The 12,640-nt window shown below is 40.5% G+C and carries 9 protein-coding genes; 3 read left to right on the top strand and 6 right to left on the bottom strand.

Features of this window, described 5'->3' with window-relative positions:
* The first annotated feature begins 246 nt into the window (after window positions 1-246).
* Window positions 247-1,746, top strand: coding sequence for a glycerol kinase GlpK (glpK, locus tag L647_RS0106345; RefSeq protein WP_033024294.1), 1,500 nt, complete (start codon window positions 247-249; stop codon window positions 1,744-1,746).
* A gap of 211 nt (window positions 1,747-1,957) precedes the next feature.
* The gene (gene glpD, locus L647_RS0106340; protein ID WP_024610417.1) at window positions 1,958-3,463 is read left to right on the top strand and encodes a glycerol-3-phosphate dehydrogenase; all 1,506 of its coding nucleotides are present in this window, start codon (window positions 1,958-1,960) and stop codon (window positions 3,461-3,463) included.
* 54 nt (window positions 3,464-3,517) lie between these two features.
* On the opposite strand, the gene L647_RS0106335 is transcribed toward glpD, so the two are convergent.
* Complete coding sequence (locus L647_RS0106335; protein WP_024610416.1) at window positions 3,518-4,474, bottom strand: 2-dehydro-3-deoxygalactonokinase; 957 nt, start codon at window positions 4,472-4,474, stop codon at window positions 3,518-3,520.
* A 3-nt stretch (window positions 4,475-4,477) separates the two neighbouring features.
* Complete coding sequence (locus L647_RS0106330) at window positions 4,478-5,236, bottom strand: SDR family NAD(P)-dependent oxidoreductase (RefSeq protein ID WP_024610415.1); 759 nt, start codon at window positions 5,234-5,236, stop codon at window positions 4,478-4,480.
* A gap of 198 nt (window positions 5,237-5,434) precedes the next feature.
* Between L647_RS0106330 and L647_RS0106325 the strand changes: the two genes are divergently transcribed.
* Window positions 5,435-6,136 (top strand): FadR/GntR family transcriptional regulator, encoded by a 702-nt coding sequence (locus L647_RS0106325; protein WP_024610414.1) that lies wholly within the window; start codon window positions 5,435-5,437, stop codon window positions 6,134-6,136.
* Window positions 6,137-6,205: 69 nt separating this feature from the next.
* Here the strand turns inward: L647_RS0106325 and L647_RS0106320 are convergent, their stop codons facing one another.
* The 4 genes from L647_RS0106320 to L647_RS0106305 all read right to left on the bottom strand — a co-directional run bounded on the left by L647_RS0106320 (window position 6,206) and on the right by L647_RS0106305 (window position 12,469).
* Window positions 6,206-8,338, bottom strand: coding sequence for an alpha-galactosidase (locus L647_RS0106320; RefSeq protein ID WP_024610413.1), 2,133 nt, complete (start codon window positions 8,336-8,338; stop codon window positions 6,206-6,208).
* 321 nt (window positions 8,339-8,659) lie between these two features.
* Window positions 8,660-10,132 (bottom strand): SLC5 family protein, encoded by a 1,473-nt coding sequence (locus L647_RS0106315; RefSeq protein WP_024610412.1) that lies wholly within the window; start codon window positions 10,130-10,132, stop codon window positions 8,660-8,662.
* Between the two features lie 36 nt (window positions 10,133-10,168).
* Complete coding sequence (locus L647_RS0106310; protein ID WP_024610411.1) at window positions 10,169-10,930, bottom strand: SapC family protein; 762 nt, start codon at window positions 10,928-10,930, stop codon at window positions 10,169-10,171.
* Window positions 10,931-10,942: 12 nt separating this feature from the next.
* Window positions 10,943-12,469: a tryptophan halogenase family protein gene (locus L647_RS0106305; RefSeq protein ID WP_024610410.1), complete on the bottom strand. Its 1,527-nt coding sequence runs from the start codon at window positions 12,467-12,469 to the stop codon at window positions 10,943-10,945.
* Window positions 12,470-12,640 lie beyond the last annotated feature (171 nt).

Below are 12,640 nucleotides of genomic sequence, written 5' to 3'. Positions count from 1 at the left end.
CTTTTCTACCGGCATGGATTGGCAGCAAGCTAAACCACACGCTAAGTAACTTAACCAACACGGCTATTTTTTTAAATAGCCGTGCTCGCACTTAAAATTATCTAAAGTAAAACACCTTTTGCTAAACAGTTATTGGTAAAAACAAGTACGTTTACTTTTTAATCAGATATTTTAAGAAAAAACCATTGCCATTAGTCACAGTTAAAGGCAATCTAGCTATATACAAGATAAATAATATTAATAAATATGTCCAAATACATACTCTCAATTGATCAAGGAACCACAAGCTCTCGTGCCATCTTGTTTACAAAAGATGCAGACGTTTTTGGTACAGCACAACAAGAATTTCCTCAGCATTTTCCACAAAATGGCTGGGTTGAACACGATCCTAACGATATTTGGCAAACAGTACTTAGCACCAGCCGCGAAGTACTCGCTAAAAATGATGTAAAACCTGAAGAAATTATCGCCATTGGTATCACTAACCAACGCGAAACCACCTTAGTGTGGAATAAAAAAACAGGCAAAACTATTTATAACGCGATTGTTTGGCAAGATAGACGCACCAGCGACTACTGCGAAAGCTTAACGACCGATGAGCTTTGCCAAACTATAAGCGATAAAACAGGCTTATTGCTCGACCCGTATTTTTCAGCCACTAAAATCCGTTGGATTTTAGATAATGTTGAGGGCGCACGCGAACAAGCGCTTGCTGGCGAACTTGCGTTTGGTACAGTTGATACCTACCTACTTTGGCAGCTAACTGACGGAAAAGAACATCGTACCGATGCAACCAATGCATCGCGCACTATGTTATTTAATATTCATACGCAGCAATGGGATCAAGAACTTCTAGAATTATTCGATATTCCAGAGTCGATGCTGCCAGAAGTGATGGACTCAGCTGATGAGTTTGGCTCAACGAGCGCTGATATTTTTGGCGCACCAATTCGCGTATGTGGTATAGCAGGCGATCAACAAGCAGCACTTGTTGGGCATGCATGTTTTGAGCAAGGCATGGCAAAAAGTACGTATGGTACGGGCTGCTTTTTAATGCTTAACACCGGCGAAAAAGCGCTTACTTCTGAAAACCGCTTACTAACTACCGTTGCCTATCGTTTAAATGGAAAACCAACCTACGCCATTGAGGGCAGTATTTTTATGGCGGGTGCAACCATGCAGTGGATTGTTGAAGGCTTAAAGTTACTTAGTCATGCTGGCGAAAGTGAGTCGATGGTAAAAGATGTACCGCTCGATCATGGTGTGTTTTTAGTTCCCTCGTTTACTGGTTTAGGCGCTCCTTACTGGGACCCTAATGCACGCGGCGCTATTTTGGGTCTTACGCGTGACTCAGGTATTAGCACCATAGTTGCTGCAGCGCTGCAATCGGTTGGCTATCAAACCAAAGATTTACAAAAAGCGATGGAACGTGACGGTTTGCGCCCAAGTGTGCTTCGCGTAGATGGCGGTATGGTTAAAAATAATTGGGTAATGACCTTTTTATCAAACATTTTAGGTGCCACTGTTGAGCGCCCTACAGTAACCGAAACAACCTCCTTAGGTGTTGCTTATTTAGCAGGCTTACAAACAGGTGTTTACGAGTCAACTGAGCAGCTATCTAAAATGTGGACATGTGACCGTCGTTTTGAACCAACCATGAGCGCCGACGAGCGCAACGATTTATATGCAAAATGGCAGCATTGCGTAGCCCAAGTGTGTTTAACAAATAAAAACTGCCCGCAGTAAATCCAAATGGCTAAAGCTACATTTTTAGTCATTTTGCCTTTTTAACCTCGTTAAATATTAGGTTAAAAAGGCGTGTTTTACTGCCCTAAATTACAAATGGATCAGCGCAAAAGTTAACTAATAAAAAACTGAGTTTTCTATTGTCAAATGAAAACAGCGGCTTTATGATGCTATATGTATTATTTATATTACAAATAAAAAAGGGTGCTCGGTGAAATTAGCAGATAACGAATATGACTTACTAGTCATCGGTGGCGGCGTAAACGGCACAGGCATAGCTGCAGATGCTGCAGGGAGAGGACTTAAAGTACTTTTGTGCGAACAGTCAGACCTAGCGTGTGCAACGTCTTCAAATAGCTCTAAGCTTATTCACGGCGGTCTGCGCTACCTTGAGCACTACGAATTTAGATTAGTAAAAGAAGCGCTAGCTGAGCGTGAAGTACTTTTAAAAAACGCTCCACACATTATGTGGCCGCTTACATTTAGATTGCCACATCAAAAGCATTTACGCCCAGCTTGGATGATTCGTATTGGCTTGTTTATGTACGACAATTTAGCTAAACGCGTTACCTTACCAGCATCTAAAAGTATAAAATTTGGTGAGCATAGCGTGTTAGAGCCTTCAATTACTAAAGGGTTTGAATACGCAGATGGTTGGGTTGATGACTCTCGTTTAGTTATTTTAAATGCACTAGCAGCGCAACAAAAAGGTGCTGTAATTGCCACGCAAACCAAGTGTGTAAAAGCGCATCGCGAAGAAAACAAATGGCAAGTAACTCTTGAGCAACAAAGTACTCAATCTCGCTATGCTATTTCGGCTAAAGGTATTGTAAATGCGGCGGGTCCTTGGGTTGCTAAATTATTTGATGAAGCACTTGAAGAAAAGTCGCCACAAAATATTCGCCTTGTAAAAGGTAGCCACATAGTAGTACCGCGCATTCACGACGAGCCACAAGCTTATATTTTACAAAACAAAGATCAGCGTATTGTATTTGTTATTCCGTTTGAAGATGACTTCTCACTTATTGGCACAACCGATGTTGAGCACAAAGGTGCCCCACAGGATGTAAAAATTAGTGAAGAAGAAATTGATTACCTTATCGATATCACTAATAACTACTTTAAAACGCCAATTAAACGCCAAGACATAGTGCATACTTTTTCGGGTGTACGCCCATTACTTGATGACGAATCAGTTAATGCACAAGCAGTTACTCGCGACTATAAACTAGAGCTTTCTAGCGAAGGTAAACACACGCCATTACTAAGCGTATTTGGCGGAAAAATTACCACTTATCGTAAACTTGCAGAAGCTGCGGTTAATAAGCTTGAAGATTTTTACCCACAAATGAGCGAAGCATGGACTAAGCATAGCGCTTTACCAGGTGGCGATTTTAGCTCGGTAAAAGCACTCAAAGCTCAATTGCAAACCCGCTATAATTGGTTACCACAAATACTGTTAAACCGCTTTTTACGTACTTACGGTACACGAGCTGAAAATGTTTTAGGTAACGCAAAGCAATTAAGCGATTTAGGGCAAGACTTTGGTCATAATTTATTTGCAGCAGAGGTCGATTTTTTATTAAACGAAGAATGGGCAGAAAACGCATATAACATATTATGGCGCCGTACAAAGTTAGGTTTGCGCTTTAATGAAGCCCAAACTGCATCGCTTAATAATTATATTGAACAAAGCAAAGCAGCTAAAAGCGCTTAATAATCTTTAATAATTTTTAATAACTTCCCGTAAAACCCCTTTATAGCTTAAGCGTTATAAAGGGGTTTTATTTTCTCGGTTATATAAAAAGTTAAAACCGCTCAATGTGGCTGCTTTAATATCAAACTCAGCACACTTAACGCCTATTTGATTAAGCGCAGTAGAAAAACATTTATTGAGCTGTTTAGTCCCCACTACTACAACTTGGGTATCACTTAGTAGCTGCCACTCGCTTGCATGGCGAGCTGCTCGTACGTCGCTGCCAATTAACACGCCCGATAAATAAGCTTTAGCTTGCACCGGTGTTAACTCTTTTGAAAGCTGACGAGTACGCACACTAAAAATACCATGCGCTAAATTACCGCTATCACTACCAAGAGTAAGCTCGCAGCCTTGTTCAAATGCTCTCCAATCAAAACAGCCTTCTTCACAGTCGCTTGGTATTAAAACACTTTGATGGCACAGTAAATCGTATAACTCGCCCGTCATTGCGGTTTTAAAGCAGATTATTTCACCATGGTTTATAAGTACCCACTTAGTATGTGTACCTGGTAAACACAGTAATATTTTACCCTGTTGATACTCTGGATTTTGTTTTAAAAACCCTAATATTTGCAGCTCTTCACCGCGCATTACATCAAACAACGTATTTTGTAAGGTGCATTTTGTGCCCGGTAACGCTTTAATAGTATGCCCTGCACAATCAAAGCTAATAGCAGCATCAAGTAAGCTTTCTGGATTAATAGGGCATTCTAAATAAGGCGTTTCGTGCCAACCTATACTTGAGGTAATTTGCCCTGCAATGTAAACAGGTACTTTTCCGTATTGCTCACTCCAAGGCTCAATAGTATTGAGGAGAGTTTGCTCAAAATTTTGGCTAGATTTTACAACACCAGGTCCGTCTCGTTGCTCAAGCAACATGAGTGGTTGTTGTGCGTTAACACGGCACAAATAGGCGCGCAAATGACTGGTCCCCCAATCTACGGCTATAAAAAGAGATGAAGTAGTCAAACTTTAGAGTCTCCCACCGTCAATTTTAATACTTTGCCCGGTGATCATACTGCTTTCATCCGCCGCTAAAAACATCGCTAAGTTAGCAACATCTTCTGGAGTAACGAGCTTTTTAAGTGCCATGGCTTCCATCCATTTAACCTGCTCGGCTTGGGTAAACCAGCTTGCTAATTGGCGGTCGGTGGCAACCCAACCAGGTAAAATAGCATTTACCCTAATACCAAATTCGCCATAATCACGTGCTAATGCTTTGGTCATACCTATAAGCCCAGCTTTAGCCGTTACATAACCCGCCATTTGAGGCTGCCCCATAATGGCATTAATAGAGCTAAAGTTTATTATGCTACCGGCACCTTCTTGCTGCATAAACGACATAGCAACTTGCGAGGCAAAAAAAGCTGGATTTAAATTAATTTGCAGGCACTGATCCCAATCTTGAACGGTAACGTCTTCACTTGCTTGGCGACGATCGTTAGCTACGTTGTTAACTAATACATTTACGCTTCCAAGGGCTGCACACGCATCAACTAATGATTGCTGCAAAGCATGAGAGTCGGTTACATCTACTTGCCTGTACCATATGTTAGCATTTGGGAGATCGTTAATGAGCGCCTGCGCAGAATCATCGTCGATATCAATAAAAGCAACTTTAGCCTTTTGCTTAGCAAATGATTCGACCATTGCTCTTCCGATGCCAGAAGCACCACCAGTAATAAAAATAACTTTACCAGAAAGACTATGATATTGAGCTAGGGTGTTCAAATTCAACTCTCCATACAGCGCATTTTCAATTTTATTTAAACTCTTTATAAACTTACATTTACAGTATAAAGAGCCAAACTAAGTTGTTATTGCTGTGTTAAAATATTTAGCTAATAAAAAGTTTATATCATATCCTTACGTACATTAATATGATATATGATATATAACCAAGCAATAATGAACTCGGAAATTCGCACAATGAAAAGCCAACCTCGCCAAAACTTAACACACCAACTAACCCACGATTTGGGTTTTGCTATTGTGCGTGGCGTTTATCCTGTAAGTGAAGGTCTGCCATCAGAGGCTGACTTATGTATTAAATACGATGTGAGCCGCAGCGCCACTCGCGAAGCTGTAAAAATGCTCTCTGCTAAAGGGTTAATTTCATCACGCCCTAAGCAAGGTATTCGCGTATTGCCAGAAAGCAGCTGGAACATGTTTGATACCGACGTACTGCGTTGGATTTTAAGCAGCAAACCGTCACTTTCATTATTAAAAGAATTTACTCAGGTCCGTGTTGCTTTAGAGCCACAAGCCGCAGCGCTTGCTGCAATGACCGCAACTGAAGAGCAATTAGCTGAAATTGATAACGCCCTTGCACGCATGGCTGATGCCGATGAAGGATTAGACGATCCTCTTGAAGCAGATATTGCTTTTCATACCAGCATATTAGTGGCAAGTAACAATCGCTTTTTTGTACAATTAACTGAATTTATTAGCACCGCATTACGCGTAAGTATTCGCTACACTAACCATATTAAAGGTGTGCCAGGTGCTGATGTAGCAAAACATGCTGATATTTTAGATACAATTAAATCGCGTAATCCTGAGCGTGCAAAAAAAGCGGTAGAAACTATTTTAGAAGAAGCACTTGAGCTTATTGAATCAAAGCTGGTGTAGTAATAAGTTACTTTTAACAGATTAAAAAAGGGAGCTAATTAGCTCCCTTTTTGCTGCCTACGTTAAAAACTAAGCTTTTGTAAGTTCAAAAATAAGTGATGTTTGCGGGAATGAGATTGGCATTTGTAAACCAAACTGCATTAGCGCTTCACCTGTAAACGTTTGACCATTTACCGCAGTCATAGAAGAGGGACGATATTCTTCAAATTTTACCGGCCACACTAAATTGAGTGTGTACTGCGCATCAGTATCCAAACCAACAAAACGCAATTTATTAGGCGCTGTACGCGGTGTTTCACGAACACTGTTATACGCAAATAACGCTTTTGTTTTTTGCTCATCAATTAAACCAAAGTTAATTGATAAATCGTCGCTATCAAGGCGGTATAAATCGGCGCTATGAATAAAGTCGCGATGCTCTTTGTGAAGTGCTATTGCCGCTTTAAGTGCATTGTATTCGTGATCGTTCAGTTCACGTGGGTCCATTTCTATCCCCATATGACCAAACAGTGATACCGCAGCACGCATTTCAATACTGACGTTACGCCCTGTAATATGACAATCTCGCGGACCTACGTGAGCGCCCATTACCGACGATGGGAAAAAGAACGAACACCCACGCTGTATTTCAAGGCGATCTAGCGCATCATTAGAATCTGACGTCCATACACGGTCTGTGTGTGCCAGTACACCATAATCTACGCGCGCACCACCAGACGAACAGCTTTCTATTTCAAGCCCTGGGTGCGCGGCTTTAATGCGGTCAATTAAACGATAAAGCGCCAATGTTTGCTGGTGCACCGCTGGTTTACCTGCAAAGTTTCCTGCATGGTTAATATCACGGTTCATATCCCACTTAATGTACTTAATAGTTGGATATTCAACTAAAATATCGTCAATTGCTTTGTATAAGTACTCAACAACCTCAGAGCGAGTTAAATCAAGTACGAGCTGATTTCTAAAGCTCAATTGTTCGTTGTTTTCAGAGCCTAAAACCCAATCTGGATGCGCACGGTATAAATCGCTATCAGGGTTGACCATTTCTGGTTCAAACCAAATACCAAACTCCATACCCAAGCTATTTACATGGTCAATAATTGGCGATAAACCATCGGGGTAAATTTCATAATCTACTGTCCAATCACCCAGCCCCGCATTGTCGCCACGACGACCCTTAAACCAACCATCATCAAGTACAAAACGCTCAATACCTAACGGGGCTACTTTGTCGGCTAGTTGCTTAAGCGTGTCTACGTCGTGATCAAAGTATATGCCTTCCCACGTGTTGTAATGCACAGGGCGTGTTTTTTCACGTTGCGCTTGGCTAAGTAAATTAGCTTTAACAAAACGATGAAAATTACGAGAAAGCGCACTAAAACCCTCACTCGAAAACGAGCCATAAATACTTGGGCTTTGATATGTTTGACCTTTAGCAAGCGTAAGCTCACCAGGTAATAATAACTCGCCCATTTGCACGTAACGACGACCTTCAGCTAAAAGCTCTGCGCGTAGTTTATTATTGCCGCTCCAACCAAAGTGAAAACCATAACACTCGCCGTGCTGCTCGCCTGCATTTTCGTTATGCACTAATAAGCCAGGGAATACATCGTGTGATGTTTTGCCTTTACGGTTTTCGCGTACAAAACTTCCTAAAAATAAATCAACCGATTGACGTTGAAACTCGTTTGACCAACGACCTTCAAAGCTCACTATTTTGCTTACGCTATCTGGTAACTGAAAAGTAGGTGCTGCACAGTAATTAACTTGTAGCGGTAAATCGCTTAAGTTAGTTAATACCGTATGCGCACTCAGTACATCGCTGTTGTAGTCGAGTGTAATGCTATGCACAAGTTCAATACCACGTAACTCATCAACACTTACAAACTCAACAGTTGAGCTGGTAGGTTGGCGAACTTCTTTAAGCGTTGGACCTGCTGACCATGCGATTGAGTCATTTACTAGTTCAAGACCTGGTGCGCCAGTAAAGCCTTCGCCCAATAATGGAGAAAGAGAAATAGGTGCCTCTTCAACAACTGCACATTTAACTTCTTGGCGAGTAGCAAGCTGAGTTAGCATTGCTTCTGTTGTTTGCTCAGATAGGCGCTTACCAAAATACAGTAACGCCGGTGTTTTGCTCTGGCAGTCGAAAATAACGGTGCTGTTAGCGCTGTCTAATCGAAAGAATGGTTTAATGTCGGCCATAATTCTCCTATCCTCTTAATCTATTACGAGTTAAATAATGCGAGTGTGTGAGTCAGTGATTTTGTGTGTAAACTCATTTATTATTGCTTGAGACACGATCGGTCAGACAGTGACTTTCAATAATAATAGTATATATCATATAAATTAGGTTTTAATAGTCTTTACATCACAAATAGTCAGATAAACTCACTGGAAGTACCACTGCAATAAAAAGTATTAAATTAACCTTAACTCAAAAGTACAGTTACTGCTTTTTGATATATAAAAAAATCGGCCAAGGAATTCCTATGACCGATTTTGTCAGCTTAAATTATCTTTAATCTATTTTTGTACTTGCGCTGCGCTATCTAGCTCCGGTGTTTTACCTGCCCACTGCGCGTTTAAGCCAAACACCACTTTATTTACTATTAATGCAAAAGCCACACATACAATCAGGGTAATTGGCATTAAGTGAATGTAATGAATATCAGTATGTAGTGGTGAATTTGCAAACGTAAGCATACCGTACATAGCCACACCTAAAATTACCGCTGCAATACCCGCACGCGCATCAACATTTTTAAATAATAAGCCCACTACAAAAATAGAGAATATCGGCATACTTAATAAGCCATTTAATTGTTGTAGTAAGTTAATAATACTATCGGCTTGCTGGTAAATTGGCACAAGTACAAGCGTTAAGCTTGTTAGTAGCAATGTTACGTAACCACTTAGCTTTACAACACTTGGCTCTTTATTAAAGTAAGCTTCGTGAATATCACACACATACAATGCCGTTGCTGAGTTTAATAAGCTGTTGTAAGTAGATAGAACAGCTGCTGCCATTGCTGCTGCAAATACACCAGTCAACCATGTTGGCATTACGTCACCAACAATTCGACCATAAGCAGCGTCACCAATATCGCCATAAAGTTTAAAAGAAATAATACCCGGTAATACTACAATTGCAGGTACGATTAAAAAGCGAATGCCTGCTGCTGCAAATATACCTTTTTGCGCTTCTTTAACATTAGGTGCAGCCATTGCTCGTTGTGTAATTGTTTGGTTAGTACCCCAGTAATACATTTGAATAAAGATCATGCCGGTTAAAAGTGTTGGCCACGGAATAGGTGAATCAGCATCGCCAATTAATGTTAAACGTTCCTGTGGTATACCCGTAAAGTCATAATCAATGGCATTAAGTGCCAAAAACACCACTAAAACTGCCATACCGAGTACAAGCAAGCCGTTGTAAGTATCAGACACTGCAACTGCACGTAAACCACCAAAAAATGCATAAACAGCACCAACAATGGCAAATGCAGTGGCAATGTACATTAGCGGAATATCCACCTTAAACATGGTTTGCATAAATAGCGCACCAGAATAAATTACAGCCGGCATATAAATAAGCGCATTACCTAAAAAGAATAACCCCCCAATAACAGCGCGAATATGTTTGTTGTTATAGCGCTTTTCTAAAAGCTCCGTGGTGGTTGTACAGTTGTATTTGTAATAAACAGGAATGAACACTTTGGCTAAAATAATCAAACCTATAATTGCTGCAAGCTCCCACCAAACAAGCAAAGCCATTTGGTTACCATTCATACCTACAAGTTGGTCAGTACTTAAATTAGTTAATGTGATTGAACCTGCAACAAACATCCAAGTAAGGCCACCGCCTGCTAAAAAATACTCTTTGGTTTGGCTTTGTCCGTTATTACGATTTTGGCCTCGGCATTTCCAATAAGTAAGGCCACCAATTAAAGCGGTGACAAAAACAAAAACCACCAACTGTAAAATGTTATCTGACATGTGTGTGTCTCTTATATGTGTGTGAAAATAGACACGCTATAGCGCGTGCGCATCCCGACTTAGTTCTAATTTAATTTGCTTTAAAGGCTTAAGTTCTGGATGCAGATTATGAAGTTTTACTAAGGCATTGAGCTGAAAAAGTGAAATTAACATGCTATTTAGCACATTTAAGTAACCTTGCTTTTGTAAGCTAACAATAGTGTCGTTATCGAGCGTTTGCAGTTTGTCTTCGTCAACAGTGCTCAAACCTTGAATAGTTTGGGTTTCGCCTTGTCCAAACTGCAAAACAATATCAATATTTTTTATGAGTCCTAAACGTGCTAACTCTTGTGTAAATTGATAAGTGAGGTAGTCATTTTTTAAATCGCCCTCAAGTAGCTTTTGTTGTGCGCTTAAAAATAAACTTGGGTTTGCGTTTCCATCAAATAACGCTTCACCTTGAGTTGTATTTACTACTGAGCTTTGCTCATCTATAGCAACAAAGTAATCACTGCTATTAGCTTCGCGCGTTAATAAATAAAGTGGGTAGGATTGCATGCACACTGGTGTGTAAAGTGCCTGCCATTTTGTGTTATTTACCAATAAATTTTGATTTGCATTAAAACTAGTTAGCGCCGACAGTGTGTAGCTACCATTTTGTGCATTACGTGCAAAAAATACAGGGAGGTCGCACGTCATTTTAGCTACTTCAGTTGCTCTTAAATTAAGTAAATGCTGAGTTGAAGCGTAAATAGCTGCCGCATCGGGACTAATTTTTAATGCTTTGTGCTCTGTGTTTGATAATTCTTTAATTGCCATCTTCACACATCCTTAAACTGGGTTAGCTGCCAACCACTGCTCTATATAAGCGCGGTGCGGCGGCAAAGTTTGCAACATCTGCTGTGTTAGCTGGCTGTTACGTTCAATAATTTGTTTTGCTTGCGTATGCTGTGTATGTAAATACGCTTGCTTAGTAAAATCTGGCTTAAAGCCCATGCCGTATAAAACATATTGATAACTAGCGGCGGGAAATAACTCTAATGCGCCATGAAAGTCTTGAATAAGTGGACCGCGACTCCCCCAAACCAACAGGTCTTCTTGTAAGCTTTGTGGAATAGTGTCGGGTTTAACATGTGCTTGCCAATAAGGTTCTGAACGCTTAGTTAGCATGTAATGCAGCTTTAAAAAATCAATAATACGCTGCCAACGGTAACCCATTTGCTCGTTAAAGCGTTTAGCAACAATAGGCATTACTTGTGTATCGGCTGGCATATGCTCTGCAACAAAGCGCGCTGAAATTTCAACAAGCATAATAGCCGTCGCTTCAAGTGGCTCAACAAATCCTGCCGACATACCTATAGCAACACAGTTTTTATGCCAAAACTTTTCACGGTACCCTGATTCAAAACTGATTTTTCGCGCAGTTAAACCTTTTGCAGCATCGCCTAAGTAATGTCGTAGGTTTTGCTCAGCTTCGTCATCTGATAAGAACTTGCTTGAATATACATGCCCTACGCCACGGCGGTGAGTTAAACCAATATCCCAAATCCAACCTGCATTTTGCGCCGTTGCAATGGTATGACTGGCAAGTGTACGCTCGTTTTCATCGTAAGGAACTTGCATAGCGAGTGCGCTGTCGTTAAATAGCACGTGGTCCATTTTTTTAAATGGTACGTTGAGCGCTTGACCCAATAACAAAGATGAAAAGCCGGTGCAGTCTATAAATAAATCGGCGTTTATAATGTGAGTTTGATCTTTTAAGGTAAGGTGATTTATAGCGCCATCGTCATCAAGCTTAACGTGATCAACAGTGCCAATAATATGCTCTACGCCAAGCTTACTTTTACAATGCTGTTTAAGCATTTCAGCAAAAGCGCCTGCATCTAAATGATATGCGTAATTACAATTACCTTGATATTCACCCTGAGTAATTCCACGAGGAGCTAAGCTGGATTCGCAAATGTCATGCTGAAAGTTGGTTTGCTGTGCAAAGTTTTCAACATTATCTAAATAAGGGGCTAAATCTATTCGGCCATAGCCTAGCGGTACAGTAAATGGGTGGTAATAAAAGTCATCATTTCCATGAGTCCAATTTACAAATTTACCACCTTGCTTAAAAGTTGCGTTACAGGCTTTAAATACATCAACTTCGCGCAAACCAATTTGCTGAAGTGTATTTTTCATTGTTGGCCATGTGCCCTCGCCTACTCCAATAGTTGGAATATCAGAAGACTCAACTAGCATTACCTTTAAACCTTCACCAGATTGGCTTTGGTGATAAGAAGCAATAATAGCAGCACTTAACCAACCAGCTGTGCCACCACCTATTACTGCTACTGTTTTTACTGCTTTATTCATAGTGCGCTACTCTTTGAGTATTTATTGATAATATTTTATGTAACAAGTGCCCTTTTGGGCACTTGCTAAAATAGCTTTCATTAAAACAAATTTAATTAACTACACACTTAATGTGAGAGCAACCTTATTAGTAGCAGTACCTCATGAGGACTGCAATGAAAACTAAAAGGC

Origin of the sequence: Pseudoalteromonas sp. TB64, from assembly GCF_000498095.1 — a bacterium.
In the GTDB taxonomy this organism is placed as follows: Bacteria; Pseudomonadota; Gammaproteobacteria; order Enterobacterales; family Alteromonadaceae; genus Pseudoalteromonas.
This window is presented reverse-complemented; position numbering and strand designations above follow the sequence as displayed.